Annotated in this window: 10 protein-coding genes; 5 read left to right on the top strand and 5 right to left on the bottom strand. The window is 70.8% G+C overall.

Annotated elements, in window-relative coordinates; all coding sequences use genetic code 11:
* Nucleotides 1-41 precede the first annotated feature (41 nt).
* From AMK29_RS24545 to AMK29_RS24560, 4 genes are all read left to right on the top strand, one after another.
* Nucleotides 42-1,403 (top strand): DUF5685 family protein, encoded by a 1,362-nt coding sequence (locus AMK29_RS24545; protein WP_073816727.1) that lies wholly within the window; start codon nt 42-44, stop codon nt 1,401-1,403.
* 696 nt (nt 1,404-2,099) lie between these two features.
* Nucleotides 2,100-3,155: a substrate-binding domain-containing protein gene (locus tag AMK29_RS24550; RefSeq protein WP_107422681.1), complete on the top strand. Its 1,056-nt coding sequence runs from the start codon at nt 2,100-2,102 to the stop codon at nt 3,153-3,155.
* A gap of 146 nt (nt 3,156-3,301) precedes the next feature.
* Nucleotides 3,302-4,918, top strand: a complete 1,617-nt coding sequence (locus AMK29_RS24555) for a sugar ABC transporter ATP-binding protein (RefSeq protein WP_073816730.1) — start codon at nt 3,302-3,304, stop codon at nt 4,916-4,918.
* Complete coding sequence (locus AMK29_RS24560) at nt 4,915-5,943, top strand: ABC transporter permease (protein WP_073816734.1); 1,029 nt, start codon at nt 4,915-4,917, stop codon at nt 5,941-5,943. The genes AMK29_RS24555 and AMK29_RS24560 overlap by 4 nt, the downstream gene beginning before the upstream one ends.
* A 415-nt stretch (nt 5,944-6,358) precedes the next feature.
* Here AMK29_RS24560 and AMK29_RS24565 read toward each other — a convergent pair whose 3' ends face one another.
* From AMK29_RS24565 to AMK29_RS24580, 4 genes are all read right to left on the bottom strand, one after another.
* Nucleotides 6,359-8,110: a glycoside hydrolase family 35 protein gene (locus AMK29_RS24565; protein ID WP_073816737.1), complete on the bottom strand. Its 1,752-nt coding sequence runs from the start codon at nt 8,108-8,110 to the stop codon at nt 6,359-6,361.
* Between the two features lie 144 nt (nt 8,111-8,254).
* On the bottom strand, nt 8,255-9,595 hold the full coding sequence (locus tag AMK29_RS24570; RefSeq protein ID WP_073816740.1) for an ABC transporter substrate-binding protein: 1,341 nt from the start codon (nt 9,593-9,595) through the stop codon (nt 8,255-8,257).
* 69 nt (nt 9,596-9,664) lie between these two features.
* Nucleotides 9,665-10,645 (bottom strand): carbohydrate ABC transporter permease, encoded by a 981-nt coding sequence (locus tag AMK29_RS24575; RefSeq protein WP_073816743.1) that lies wholly within the window; start codon nt 10,643-10,645, stop codon nt 9,665-9,667.
* Nucleotides 10,646-10,648: 3 nt separating this feature from the next.
* Nucleotides 10,649-11,575 (bottom strand): carbohydrate ABC transporter permease, encoded by a 927-nt coding sequence (locus AMK29_RS24580; RefSeq protein ID WP_073816747.1) that lies wholly within the window; start codon nt 11,573-11,575, stop codon nt 10,649-10,651.
* 280 nt (nt 11,576-11,855) lie between these two features.
* Here AMK29_RS24580 and AMK29_RS24585 point away from each other — a divergent pair, with 280 nt between their 5' ends.
* Nucleotides 11,856-12,851 (top strand): LacI family DNA-binding transcriptional regulator, encoded by a 996-nt coding sequence (locus tag AMK29_RS24585; RefSeq protein ID WP_073817232.1) that lies wholly within the window; start codon nt 11,856-11,858, stop codon nt 12,849-12,851.
* Between the two features lie 92 nt (nt 12,852-12,943).
* Here the strand turns inward: AMK29_RS24585 and AMK29_RS24590 are convergent, their stop codons facing one another.
* Nucleotides 12,944-13,939 (bottom strand): LacI family DNA-binding transcriptional regulator, encoded by a 996-nt coding sequence (locus AMK29_RS24590; RefSeq protein ID WP_073816750.1) that lies wholly within the window; start codon nt 13,937-13,939, stop codon nt 12,944-12,946.
* Nucleotides 13,940-14,044: the final 105 nt, after the last annotated feature.

Below are 14,044 nucleotides of genomic sequence, written 5' to 3' on the forward strand. Positions count from 1 at the left end.
AGGCCTCGCGGGGAAGCAGTGTCTACGGGGGGAGAACTTCGGTGTTCGGAATCATCAGGCCGTGCCGCCACCGGCTGGGCGGGAGCATGCGCACCGAGTGGATGGCGCACCTGTGCGGGCTGTGCCTGGCGTTGCGCAGCGAGTACGGGCAGTTCGCGCGCGTGGCCACCAACTACGACGGGCTCGTCGTCTCGGTGCTGACCGAGGCGCAGTCGGAGCGTACCGGCGACTGGCGGCGAGGAGCCGGACCGTGCCCGCTGCGCGGGATGCGGTCGGCGGACGTGGCCCGGGGCGAGGGCGCGCGGCTGGCGGCGACGGTGTCGCTGGTGCTCGCCGCGGCGAAGATACGCGACCACGTCGAAGACGGGGACGGCCTGTGGGGCCGCCGCCCGGTGACGCTGGCGGCCCGCCGGATCGCCCGGGGCTGGAACCGGGCGGGCGCGGCGGGCGGGGACCGGCTCGGCTTCGACACCGCCGTACTGATCGACGCCGTCGAACGCCAGCAGGACATCGAGCGGACGACCGGTCCCCAGGGCTCGCTCCTGACGGTCACGGAACCGACGGAGACCGCGACCGCCGCCGCCTTCGCGCACACCGCGGTGCTCGCGGGACGTCCGGGCAACGCCGAGCCGCTGGCGGAGGCGGGCCGGCTGTTCGGCCGGCTGGCGCACCTGCTGGACGCGGTGGAGGACCTGGACGCGGACGAGGCGTCCGGCGCGTGGAACCCGGTCGCCGTGACCGGCGCGGACCGCGCCGAGGTGCGCAGACTCTGCGACGACGCCGTCCACGGCATCCGACTCGCCCTCGCCGAGGCCGAGTTCGTCGACGGACGGCTCGTACGGGCGCTGCTCGGCGCCGAGTTGGAGCATGCCGTCGACCGGGTCTTCGCCCCCCGGCACGGTCGTCACCAGCACCGCCACCAGGCGAGCGGCCCGCGCGTGCTGCCCTGGCTGGGACGCCGTACGGCGACGGACGCGCCCCCGGAGACCGGCACGGGTACGGCGTGCGGCGTGGGAGCGCTCGCGGGCTCCGCCCCGGGCGGCGCCCCGGTGGCTTCGGGCCGGCCGTCCGAGGGGCGGTGCGGACGGTGCGACCAGTGGCGCCGGCTGTGCCGGGACTGCAGGTGGTGCTACGACTGCTGTACCTGTGACGACGCCGAGATGGAGGAACCGCAGTTCGGCGAAGGCGGCGGCGGTTCGAACCAGGGGGGTTCCGGCGGAGACGGCTGGTTCGGCGGCTCGGGCGGCTCCGGCGGCGGCAACTCGGGCGGTCACTCCGGTGGTTCAGGCGGCGGCGGTCGTGGCTCCGGAGGGTCCGGCGGCGGTTCCGGCGGCGGATCGGGTGACGGCTGCGGCGACGGCTGCTGCAACCCGTGCAAGTGCTGCTGCGACTGCTGCGACTGAGCCGAGCGCCCTTGACCGGACCGGCCGTCGCCCCCCCCCATCGGATGACAGGATGCGCGCGGCCGGTCCCCGCGTCGACGGGCCCCTGAGGCACTGCCGGCCCTCGACCCCTGCGGTTCGCTCGTCCATGACCGCGGTCGCGCGCCGGGCGTGCTGGAACCTCGCCGGGACGTACGCCACCCCCGTCGCTCCGGGGCGTCCCCCGCGTCACGAGAGCCCACCGGCCGAGAGCCCACCGGCGGCTCCCGCCCTCCCCGTCGGGCAGGCGGGTCGCGGTGTCTCCCTCCACAGCTGACCCTGGCGGGCGCCGTGGCCACCGGACTCGTGGCGGCGCTGACGCCGTAGGGCGCGCCGAGTCCAACATATTTCAACATCCCGAGGCGTGAACTGGCGATAGTCGGAGTCCACCCCCTCGTTGGGCCTCGGGGTAACGACGACGTATCGATCCGAAACCTCCTAGGCACTCTGTTGACTTTTGATGGAAACGGCGATTTTCTGTGTGCCATCGAGTTGATTAACGACTGACCGCGGCGGCTTCAGCACCCCCGAATCGCCCGGTCACCCGCTCTCGCATGTTGCTCGTCGGACAGGACCGGAACCGTCGTTCCCCTCCCTCGCCACGATCCTCCGCGAGTCCATCAGTTTCCGTGCCTCACCGGTCGGCCGTGTGCGGCCCGTCCTAGCAAGGGGAATGACATGTTCACTGAACACAACAGGCGGCCGGTGGCTGCGGTGGTCCTGGGTCTGGCTTCCGTGCTCGCGCTGACGTCCTGTTCCAGTGGTCAGCAGGCGGCCGGATCGGGCGGCGGCGGTGACGTCTCCAAGGTCGACGGCAAGATATCCCTGACGTACCTCCAGAAGCAGGGTGACCAGGAGTACTTCGTCGGTGAGGCGGCCGGCGCCAAGGCGAAGGCGGACGAGCTCGGCATCGACCTGAAGGTCGTGAACCTCGGCACCGACGCCAACAAGACCATCAGCGAGGCCCAGTCGGCGATCTCGCAGAAGAGCAACGGCCTCATCGTCGTCGTCCCGGACCCGGCCGTCGGCCCCCAGGTCGTCCAGATCGCCAAGGACGCCAAGGTCGCCCTGCTCACCTCCGACGACCAGATCTGTACGACCGGCCCGGACCCGGCCGCGTGTCCCGCCGCGGACCTCGTGCCCCGTATCGGCTTCAGCGGCGCCCAGATGGGCGGCGAGGTCGGCAAGCGCGCCGCCGCCGAGTTCAAGAAGGCCGGCTGGAACCCCGCCGAGACCCGCACCATCTCCGCCTGGAAGCAGGACGTCACCGTCTGCACCGACCGCGTGAAGGCCTCCAAGGAGGCCTTCGCCGCCAACGCCGGCGCCACGGTGCAGAACATCGACGTCCCCACGGACAACAGCCCCAGCGGTGCGCAGGACAAGATCGCCGCCACCATCACCGCGAACCCGAGCGTCAAGCACTGGGTCGTCTGGGGCTGCAACGACGAGAACGTCCAGGGCGGGGTGACCGCGCTGGAGAACGCCGGCTTCAAGGCCGACGACGTCATCGGCGTGGGCCTCGGTGCCTACCTGGCCTGCAAGAACTGGAGCTCCGGCAAGCCGTCCGGCATGAAGGCCGCGCTGTTCATCAACGGCAAGGACGTCGGCGCCCTGGCCGTCCAGACCATGTACGACAAGCTCAAGAACGGCAAGGCGTTCCCCAAGGAGGCCTTCGCCCCGACCACGATGGTCGACGCCTCCACCTGGAAGTCCGCCGGAGTCACCTGCGGCTGAGTCACGGCCCCTCTACGCCGGTGCGGCGGACCGTCCCGCCCGCCGCACCGGCTCCTCCCGGCCGCCCGCCGCACCGCCGTACCGGCCCTTCCGGCCGCCCGGCCCACCGTCGGTCCGTTCCCGTCCCTCCAGCCCGTGAGGCCACCATGACCACACCCGGCACCCAACCCCCCACGCCGGCGACTCCCGTCTCTCCGCCAGGTGCCGGTGTCGCCGTCGAGAACATCACCAAGCGCTTCGGCGCCGTCCAGGCCCTCGGCGGTGTCACCCTGACCTTCCTTCCGGGGCAGGTCACCGCCCTCATGGGCGAGAACGGCGCGGGCAAGTCCACGCTCCTGAAGATCCTCACCGGCGACCACCAGCCCACCGAGGGGCGCGTCCTCCTCGACGGGGCGCCGGTCTCCTTCGCCTCGCCGCAGGACGCGCGCAAGGCGGGGATCCGCATCATCCCGCAGGAGCCGGAGATCATCCCGCACGTCTCCGTCGCGGAGAACGTCTACGCGGGTTCCCTCCCGCGCACGGCCGGCCGGCGTCTCGACCGCGCCGAGCTGCGCCGCAGGATCACCGCCGACCTGGCACGGCTCGGCTTCGAGAAGGTCATCGACCCCGACCAGATCGGCTCCGAACTGACGGCCGCACAGCGGCAGTTGGTGGAGATCCTGCGCGCCCTCACCGGCGAGGCCAAGGTCATCGCCTTCGACGAGCCGACCTCCTCCCTCGCGGAGAACGAGGCCGAGGCCCTGTTCGCGCTGATCGACCGGCTGCGTGCCCAGGGCATCGCGATCATCTACGTCTCCCACCGCATGAAGGAGATCTTCCGTCTCGCGGACCGCATCGCGGTGCTCCGCGACGGTGCCTCCGCCGGAGTCCTCGACGCCGCGACGACCACCGAGAGCGAGGTCGTCCGGATGATGGTCGGCCGTGACCTCTCCTCGCTGTTCGTACGCCAGGACGTCGCCCGGGACGAGGTCGTCCTGCAGCTGGACGGCGTCACCACCGACGACGTCAGCGACATCAGCCTCCAGGTGAGGGCCGGAGAGGTCGTCGCCCTCGCCGGTCTGATGGGCGCCGGACGCTCGGAGCTCGGACTCGCCCTCGCCGGCGACCGGCCCCTGCGCTCCGGACGGATCACCCTGAACGGCCGGCCCCTGCGGCTGCGCAGCCCGAAGGACGCCATCCGCGCCGGTATCGGCCTGGCGCCCGAGGAGCGCAAGGCCCAGGCCCTTTTCCTGCACCGCTCCATCCGTGACAACACCTCCCTGGTCAGCCTGGAGCGGCTGCGCCGGATGCGCTTCGTCCGCAGAGGCCAGGAGAAGACGGTCGCCCAGGAGTTCTCCGACCGGCTCAGGGTGCGCACCCCCTCCATCGAGCACGAGGTCCGCAAGCTGTCGGGCGGCAACCAGCAGAAGGTGGTCCTCGCCCGCTGGCTGCTGCGCCGGCCGAAGGTCCTGATCCTCGACGAGCCGACCCGTGGCATCGACATCGGCGCCAAGGCGGAGATCTACCGGATCATCGCCGACCTCGCGCGCGACGGTGTCGCCCTGCTCGTGATCTCCTCCGAGCTCCCCGAGGTGCTCGGACTCGCCGACCGCGTCGTGGTGATGCAGAACGGCCGCATCACCGGCGAACTCAGCCGCGCCGAGGCGACCGAGGAATCGATCCTCAACCTCGCCATGGCCGACGACCTCGCCACCGTGGACGCCGCCCCCACCCCGGCCGCCGCCCGGCCCCGTACCGACTCCGCCCATGGAGGCTCCCGATGACCACCGCCACCACCTCCCCGGCCGAGACCGAGAAGACACCGCCGACGGCCCGCAAGCGCTCGCCGCTGGCCGCCCTGGGCGGGCAGAACCTCAGCCTCATCGGTGCGCTCGTCGTGGTCCTCGGGCTGTTCGGCGCCCTCAACGAGAACTACCTGAGCCTCTCCAACATCCAGGTGATCGCCGAGGCGGCCACCATCACCGGCCTCCTGGCCATCGTGCAGACCGTGGTCATCATCTGCGGCGGCCTGGACATCTCCGTCGGCTCCCAGGTCGGCGTCGCCTCCGTCGTCAGCGCCATGGTCTTCACCAGCACCGGCTCCAACGCCTACCTCGGCATGCTCGCCGCCATCGGCGTCGGCGTCCTGGTGGGCGTCCTCAACGGCCTGATCATCGTCTACGGCCGCGTCAACCCCACCATCGCCACCCTCGCCGGACTCGCCGCCTACAAGGGCCTCGCCCAGCTCCTCTCCGACGGTCGCGCCCAGGGCTACGTCCTCAACGACGACTTCTTCGTCTTCCTCGGCCGCGGCAAGATCGCCGGACTCCCCGTCATGGTCTGGATCCTCATCGTCGTCGCCGTCGCCGTGCACGTGATGCTCAAGTACACCGACATCGGCCGCAACCTCTACGCCATCGGCGGCAACGACACCGCCGCCCGCCTCGCCGGCATCAACATCAACAAATACCTCGTCGCCGTCTACGCCCTCATCGGCATCGTCGCCGCCGTCGCCGGCATCCTCCTCACCGCCCGCACCGGCTCCGGCCAGCCCGTCTCCGGCAGCGAAGGCCTCGAACTCAAGGCCATCACCGCCGCCGCCCTCGGCGGCTGCGCCCTCAAGGGCGGCAAGGGCGGCGTCGGCGGCACCCTCCTCGCCGTCGCCCTCCTCGGCGCCCTGGAGAACGGCCTCACCGTCCAGGGCATCAACACCTTCTGGCAGAACGTCGCCCAAGGCGCCCTCCTCGTCGTCGCCGTCGTCATCCAGCAGCGCCGCAGCGGCGAACGAGCCGTCGGACTCCCGCACTGACCCGACGCACCACCGCACGGACGAGGCCCGCTCCCTTCGGGGAGCGGGCCTCGCCGCGTTCCGACGGCAGGAAGGCGGGCGCGGTGTCGTCCCACGGGAAGCGGGTCGGGGCGCCGAGGCGGCCCCTCGGACGTGAACGTCCGGGTGACGTATCGCCCGTGACCGCGCCGAGGCCGACCGTCGCCGGGCGTAGCCGGTACCGGCCCTCGGATGTGCGTACCTCGCCAAAGTGCTCCTCGCCCTCGAACGCACCCGTTCCCACCACCCCCGTCGCGTGCGGACATGTCCCCGCCTGGCCCTGGCGTGGGGGCGACGAGGAAAGCCCTCCCGGAAGCCGGGAGGGCTGGGGCGGCGGGGAGGCCGACGGAAGCGGGCCCGGTCCGGGGTGCACCCGGACCCGGCCCGCCGGGTGTTCCTACTCCTCGGTGGGGCCGAGGTCGGGCGTCTCGCGGAAGTCGACGGTACGGGCGCGGGGCCCGGCGTGGAGTTCCAGGACGACGATCTCGTTCGTACCGGCACGCAGGACGGGAGCGGGCACGTACAGCGACCGCTGAGGGCCGCGGGACCAGTAGCGGCCGAGCGCGAAGCCGTTGACCCAGGCGTTGCCCTTGGTCCAGCCGTCGAGGTGCAGATAGGTGTCGGCCACCTCGGTGAGCTCGAAGGTGCCCCGGTGGAACGCCGGGCCGACGGGAGTCGTCGTGGTGGCCGCGAAGGGGACGTCGTCCAGCGCGGTGAGCGGGAGCGGGTGGTTCGTCCAGGCCACCGGCTCGACGCCGTCGAGGAGGACCGCGCCGAGGAGCCCCTTGCGGTCGTGGATGCCCTGGCCGTAGTTCACCCGGCCCTGGTTCTCCACCAGGATCGAGAGCACGCTGCCGGCCCCGGGGGACGTGAAGGCCAGGGAGTGCTCGTGGTTCTCGCGCTCCAGGACGCCCACCGGCTGCCCGTCGACGAAGACCTGGGCCCGGTCGCGGACGTGCTCGACCTCGAGGAGGACGGGTCCGCGCAGCGGCAGGGTGGTCTCGTAGAGGACGAAGCCGAAGTCCTGCTCCATCTCCTCCATGGTCAGCGGCCGCCGCGAGTCGATCCGCGGCGCCAGCGCGGCCGCGCTCGGCAGCAGCTCGGCGCTCTGCGTCAACGCGACCGCGGGGACGGCCAGTTTGGCGCCGGGCGCGGGGACGGGCTCGCTCGGCACCGGCGCGTACTTGGCGATGATGTCGCGGAACGCGGTGTACTTCTCCGTCGGGTCCCCGGCCTCGTCGAGCGGCGAGTCGTAGTCGTAGGAGGTGACGGTGGGCCGGTAGGTGTGCTTGTCGTTGGCGCCGTTGGTGAAGCCGAAGTTGGTGCCGCCGTGGAACATGTAGAAGTTGACCGACGCGCCGGCGGCGAGGGCGTCGTCGAGCTCGCGGGCGGCGTCGTCGGGGTCGCGCACCACGTGCTGGGCGCCCCAGCGGTCGAACCAGCCGATCCAGAACTCCGTCGTCATCAGCGGCCCCTCGGGCCGCAGCGCGCGCAGGGTGGCCAGATGGTGCGAGGAGCGGCTGCCGAAGTTGGCGGTGGCGAGGACGCCGGGCAGCGCGCCCCGCTCCAGGTCGACCGGCTGGTCGCAGGTGAACAGGGGGACGTCGATGCCGCAGGCGCGCAGGGAGTCGGCGATGTGCTCCAGGTAGGCGGTGTCGTCGCCGTAGGCCCCGTACTCGTTCTCCACCTGCACGGCGAGGATCGGGCCGCCCCGCGAGGCGAGGTACGGCTGGAGCGGGGTGAGCAGACGGCGGAAGAAGTCGTCCACCGCCGCGAGGAAGCGGGGGTCACGGGAGCGGAGCTGTATGTCCGGCTCGGTGAGCAGCCACGAGGGGAGACCGCCGCCCTCCCACTCCGCGCAGATGTACGGGCCGGGGCGCAGCAGGACGTGCAGGCCCTCGGCGGCGGCGAGGTCCAGGAAGTGGGGGAGGTCGAGTCCGCCGTCCATCACGAAGCGGTCGGGGCGCGGCTGGTGCAGGTTCCAGGGCACGTAGGTCTCGACGGTGTTGAGTCCCATGAGCCGGGCCTTGCGGAGCCGGTCCTGCCACTGCTCGGGGTGTACCCGGAAGTAGTGCAGCCCGCCGGACAGGAACCGGAAGGGTTGACCGTCGAGCAGGAATCCGGCCTTGTCTGTCTGGAGAACGGGCATGTGCTGCTTGCTCCTGTACGTGAAGGTCGTGCGGGTGGAGACGCGACCCCATATGTTTACGCAAACATGCAGGGCGTGGCAAGCCCTTTCTGCGGGCTCGTCGGGGCGGAGCCGCGATGCGGCTCCGCCCCGTGGTGGAACGGACTACTTGTTGACCGTGAAGCCCTGGTCCTTGCCGTACTTGACGCTGGCGTCCTGCCAGGTCTTCAGGCCCTCGGAGAGCTTCGTCGGGGAGACGTACGCCTTGCCGGCGGTGTCGTTGAAGATGGAGTTCGCGTACACCTGGAAGGGCAGGTAGGACCAGTCGGCGCCGACGTTGCGGGCGGAGTCGGCGAAGATGCGGTTGGCCTGCTGGCCGCCGAAGTACGGGAACTTGGTGTCGAGGAACGCCTTCGACTCCAGGTCGGCGCGGGTGGCGGGGAAGGCGCCCTGGGCGACACGGCTGCTGGCGCCGGCGCCGGTGGTGGCGAACTCGGTGAAGGCGTAGGCCAGTTCCTTGTTCTTGGCGGCCTTCGGGACGGCGAGGGAGCTGCCGCCGTTCTCGGCGGTCGTCTTCTCGCCCTTCGTCCACTGCGGCAGCGGGGCGACCCGCCAGTCGCCGGAGGCGGAGGCGACACCGGAGGAGAGGTTGGCCGGCATCCAGGCGCCGATGGAGAGGGTGGCGATGGAGCCGTCGGCCAGACCCTTGTACCAGGCGTCGCTCCAGGAGCTGATCGGCGCGACCAGCTTCTCGTCGAGGAGCTTCTGCCAGGTGGCGGTGTACTTCTGGGTACCCTCGTCGGCGAAGTCGATGGTGACGTCGGTGCCGTCGGTCTTGTACGGGCGTCCGCCGGCCTGCCAGATGAGGCTGGTCGTGGCGCCCGCGTCACCGGTGTCGTTGGTGATGAAGATCTTCGGGTCGGCCTTGTGCAGGGTGCGGGCCGCCTCGACGTACTCGTCCCAGGTGGTCGGGACCGCGATCTTGTGCTTGTCGAAGACCTTCTTGTTGTAGAAGAACGCCATCGGGCCCGAGTCCATGGGCAGGGCGTAGACGGACTTGTCCTCGCTCACCGCGTTCCACGGGCCGGGAGTGAAGGTCGTGCCGTACTTCTGGGCGCCGTAGGAGGAGAGGTCCTCGACGGACTTGCCGATGGCGAACTGGCCGAGGGCGTAGTACTCGATCTGCGCCACGTCGGGGGCGCCGTTCCCGGCCGCTATGGCGTTCTGCAGGGCGGTGTACTGCTTGTCGCCGGTGCCCGCGTTGACCAGCTCGATGTCGACCTTGGGGTACTTCTTCTCGAAGTCCTCCGCCACCTTCTTCAGCGTGGGCTCCCAGGCCCACACCGTCACCTTCCCGCCCTTCTCCAGTGCGGCGTTGACGTCCTTCGGGGCGCCGCCGCCGGAGCCGGAGTCCGAGGCGTCGGAGCCGCAGGCCGTGGCGGTCAGCGAGAGCGTGGCGAGCACGGCGAGGGCGCCGAGCAGTCTGCGGGTGGTGTGGGTACGCATGGGAGGTGCTCCTGGTCGGTGGTGCGGGTGGGAAGGGGCTTCCGGGTGGGACGGATCAGGGGCGGGCGGTCATTCCTTGACGCTGCCGGCCGCCAGGCCGGACTGCCAGTACCGCTGGAGCAGCAGGAAGACGGCCACGATCGGGAGGATCGTCAGCAGCGAGCCGGTGACGATGAGGTCGAAGACGGCCTCGCCGCCTGCCGTCTGGGCCTGCTGGTTCCAGGCGTTGAGGCCCAGGGTCAGCGGGTACCAGTCGGGGTCCTTGATCATGATCAGCGGCAGGAAGTAGTTGTTCCAGGTCGCGACCATGGAGAACAGCAGCACGGTGACGGTGCCCGGAACGAGGAGCGGGAGCGCGATCGTGAAGAAGGTCCGCAGCTCGCCGGAACCGTCGATGCGGGCTGCCTCGAGGAGCTCGGTGGGGACGGCTTCGGCGGCGAAGACCCACATGAGGTAAAGCCCGAAAGGCGAGATAAGTGAGGGAATGATGACCGCCCACGGGGTGTTCGTCAAGCCCATGTTGCTGAACATCAGGAACGTGGGGACCGCGAGGGCGGTGCCGGGGACGGCCACGGCGCCGATGACGACCGCGAAGACCGCCTTGCGCCCGGGGAAGTCGTACTTCGCGAGGGCGTAGCCGCCGAGGACGGCGAGGACCGTGGCGCCGCCCGCGCCCGCGAACACGTACAGCAGCGTGTTGAGGAGCCAGCGGACGAAGGCGCCGTCGTCGTAGGTGAGCGTGCGGGTGATGTTGTCCCACAGGTTGAAGTCGTCCGCGAACCACAGCCCGAAGGAGTCCAGGAGTCCCCGCTGGCTCTTGGTGGCGTTGATGACCAGCCAGGCGAGCGGGAGCAGGGTGTAGACGAGCACCAGGCCGGTGACGAGGGTCAGCGGGATGCTGGGGCGCGGGTTGAGCGGGGTGTGCGGGAGGCGCTTGCGGCGTTTGGCCGTGGCCGGATCGGCGCGGTGCGAGGAGGCTGAGGCCCGGCCGGTCCGCGGCTCCGTGGACGGAGTGGGGTCGGCGGCCGCGGTGGTCATGGAGGTGGTCATGGGTCAGCCCTTCCGCATGCCGCGCAGCTGGACCGTGTAGGCGATGATCGCGGTGATCACGCCCATCACGATCGCCACGGTCGCCGCGTAGTTGTGCTGCTGGCCCGAGAAGGACAGCGAGTACGTGTAGAGGTTGGGAGTGAGGTCGTTGGTGATGGCGTTGGGGGCGAGCTTCTGCAGGATGCTCGGCTCGTTGAAGAGCTGGAAGCTGCCGATGATCGAGAAGATCGTGGCGATGACCAGCGCGCTGCGGATGGCCGGAAGCTTGACCGAGGCCACGATCCGCCACTCCCCGGCCCCGTCGATCGCCGCCGCCTCGTAGAGGGAGCGCGGGACGACCTTCAGGGCGGAATAGAAGATCAGCATGTTGTAACCGACGAACTCCCAGGTGACGATGTTGCCGATGGAGGCGAGGACCAGGGAGGGGGAGAGCGGGTTGGGCAGGGTGACGCCGAGCGCTTCGTTGATGTTGCCGACGAGACCGAACTGGTCGCCGTACATGAAGCCCCAGATGAGGCTGGCGACGACGGCGGGCACGGCGTACGGGAGGAAGATCGAGACCCGGAAGAAGGTCTTCCCGTAGAGGCGGCCGCTGTCGATCGCGAGGGCGGCGAGGAGCGCGATGCCCAGCATGATCGGTACCTGGATCAGCAGGAAGAGGCCGACCCGCATCAGGCCGTCCCAGAACCGGGGGTCCGTGAGGGCCTCGCCGTAGTTGTCGAGTCCCACGAAGGAGGTGCCGCCGATGAGCCGGTCCTGGAACAGGCTCAGGTATCCGGCGTACCCGATCGGTGCGAGAAAGACGAGGCCGAAGACCGCGACGAACGGGCCGGCGAATCCCCAGCCCACGAGGGCCTCCTTGCGGAGGCGGAAGCGGGCTCGTGGGCGGGGCGGTGGTGCTGCCGTAGCACGCGTCGACAAGAGCGTCATGGCTTTGGGGTCCTAGCGTCGGTGACCGGGCGATCCGGGGACGGGGAGCGAGAGGGTGGGCCTGAGGCCGAGAACCGACCCTGCGGGGAGGGCTGGCCGACGAGAAATGTTTACGTAATCATCGGTAGCGTGATGGTGACATTCCCGCTGAGGGGCGTCAAGCACGAAGTGGCAGCGAATGAGAGGGATTCGGGTGACCGAGCAGAACGCGACCGGTCGGTCGGTGGCGGCCGTGAACGGCGGCCGGCGGGGGGCGCGGACCGGGCCGCGCCGTGTTTCCATGGCGGACGTGGCCCAGCTGGCGGGCGTCTCGTCGCAGACGGTGTCCCGGGTCTCCAACGGTGACGCGGCCGTCGTCGAGGCCACCCGGAAAAGGGTCCTCGACGCGATGAAGGAGCTGGGATACCGTCCCAACAGCGCGGCTCGCGCCCTCAAGAGGGGTGAGTTTCGAGCCATAGGCGTCATCACCATGGGGCTCACCAGCACCGGAAATGTCCGGACTCTGGACGCCATCGCCAACGCGGCGTCCGGCGCGGGCTACGCGGTCACGCTCATTCCGCTCGACGCGCCCACGCAGGACAACGTCAAGGGGGCGTTCACCCGCCTCGACGAGCTGGCGGTCGACGCGGTCGTGCTGATCATGGAGGTGCACCTGCTCGACTCCGCCGCCCTCACGCTGCCGCCGCACCTCAAGGTGATCGTGGTCGACTCGGACGCCACGGAGTTCCCGGTGGTGGACACGGACCAGCGGCAGGGCGCCCGCGCGGCGGTGCGGCACCTGCTCGACCTCGGCCACGGCACGGTGTGGCACGTCGCGGGCCCCGAGGAGTCCTTCGCCGCCGGCCGTCGCGCCGAGGCATGGGAGGCGGCGCTCCGCGAGGAGGGCCGCACGGTGCCTCCGGTGCTCCGCGGCGACTGGACGCCCGAGTCAGGTTACGAGGCGGGCCTGAGACTCGCCGACGAGGCCGACTGCACGGCGGTGTTCGTGGCCAACGACCAGATGGCCCTCGGTGTGCTGCGGGCCCTCCACGACCGGGGCGTACGCGTCCCCGAGGAGATCAGCGTCGTCGGCTTCGACGACATCCCCGAGGCGGCCTCCTTCATCCCGCCCCTGACCACGGTCCACCAGGACTTCGCGCAGGTCGGAGCGCTGTGCGTGAAGGCCGTGCTGCGGGCGCTGGCGGGGGAGACGGTGACGGGCGTGCAACTCGTGCCGACCACCCTGGTGGTACGGAACAGCACCGCGTCCCCGGGCACGGGAGGTCGGGAACGCTGAGCGGACCGTACGCCCGGACGGAAGGGTGACGGCGGGCGAAGCATGCCCACGGGGCGGGGCGAGGGTGTCGACGGCGGTGAGCCGGCGGGGGTTCAGGCCAGGCCGCCCGGCCGGGGCGGAGCCGTGCTCGAACGCACCACGAGGACGGGCTCCACCGCCCTGCGGCGCGGCCCGTCGGTACGGCCTTCGATCTGGTCGAGGAGCAGCGCGACGCAGTGCTTGCCGACGACCTCGAAGTCCTGGTGCACGGTCGTCAGGGGTGGATGGAGGTACGCCGCCTCGGCGATGTCGTCGAACCCGGCCACGCTGACGTCCTCGGGCACGCTCCTGCCCGATTCGTGCAGGGCCCGCATCAGGCCCATCGCCATCTGGTCGTTGGCGGCGAAGACGGCCGTGACGTCCGGCTGCCGGGCGATGTCGAGCCCCGCCCGGTAACCCGACCTCGCCGACCAGTCCCCGTACACCAGAGGCGGTACGGGCGCGCCGGCGTCGGTCAGGGTCCGTTGCCAGGCCTCGGCGCGCCGGCGGGCGGCGAACGAGTCGGGCGGGCCCGCGAGGTGCCAGACCGTGCGGTGGCCGAGGCTCAGCAGATGGGACACCACGCTGTGGGAGCCGTGGGCCTGGTCGAAGTCGACGTTGGGGTACTCGTGCCCGGTGTCGCCGTCGGCGACGACCACCGGCATGGACGGGGGCAGTCGCAGCGACGGGGTGTCGAGCATCTGCGACTCGACCAGCACGATGCCGTCGACCGACTGCAGCATCAGGTGCTGGAACGCGTGACGGACGGCGGCCTCGGTCTGGGCGCGCACACCCATGAAGTTCACGGAGAAGTCGGCCTCGCGCGCGGCGTCGGCGATCGCGCCGAGCGTCCGGGCGTTGCCGTGCGCGCCCACGTCGAAGCTGACCACGCCGAGGGCGCCGAACCGGCCGGTGACCAGCGCGCGGGCCGCCGTGTTGGGGCGGTAGCCGAGCGCCTGCATGGCGGAGAGCACCTTCTCACGGGTGGCGGCGTCGACGTTCTCCCGGTTGTTCGCCACCCGGGAGACCGTCTGCGACGAGACGCCCGCCATCGTGGCGACGTCCGCCATGGAAGGCCACTGGCGGGCGGGCCGTGAGCGCGGCGACCGAGTCCTGTTGTCCGTCGCCATGCACGAAGCCTTCCTCACGCGTCCTGGTCCTACCGCGCGGTAGGG

The sequence above is a fragment of the Streptomyces sp. CB02261 genome (assembly GCF_001905665.1).
Lineage (GTDB): Bacteria > Actinomycetota > Actinomycetes > Streptomycetales > Streptomycetaceae > Streptomyces.

Bases quoted from the DNA above. Each gene is read 5' to 3' on its own strand.
- AMK29_RS24550 (WP_107422681.1), top strand. From the start codon at position 2,100: ATGTTCACTGAACACAACAGGCGGCCGGTGGCTGCGGTGGTCCTGGGT.
- AMK29_RS24555 (WP_073816730.1), top strand. From the start codon at position 3,302: ATGACCACACCCGGCACCCAACCCCCCACGCCGGCGACTCCCGTCTCT.
- AMK29_RS24560 (WP_073816734.1), top strand. From the start codon at position 4,915: ATGACCACCGCCACCACCTCCCCGGCCGAGACCGAGAAGACACCGCCG.
- AMK29_RS24565 (WP_073816737.1), bottom strand. From the start codon at position 8,110: ATGCCCGTTCTCCAGACAGACAAGGCCGGATTCCTGCTCGACGGTCAA.
- AMK29_RS24570 (WP_073816740.1), bottom strand. From the start codon at position 9,595: ATGCGTACCCACACCACCCGCAGACTGCTCGGCGCCCTCGCCGTGCTC.
- AMK29_RS24575 (WP_073816743.1), bottom strand. From the start codon at position 10,645: ATGACCACCTCCATGACCACCGCGGCCGCCGACCCCACTCCGTCCACG.
- AMK29_RS24580 (WP_073816747.1), bottom strand. From the start codon at position 11,575: ATGACGCTCTTGTCGACGCGTGCTACGGCAGCACCACCGCCCCGCCCA.
- AMK29_RS24585 (WP_073817232.1), top strand. From the start codon at position 11,856: ATGGCGGACGTGGCCCAGCTGGCGGGCGTCTCGTCGCAGACGGTGTCC.
- AMK29_RS24590 (WP_073816750.1), bottom strand. From the start codon at position 13,939: ATGGCGGACGTCGCCACGATGGCGGGCGTCTCGTCGCAGACGGTCTCC.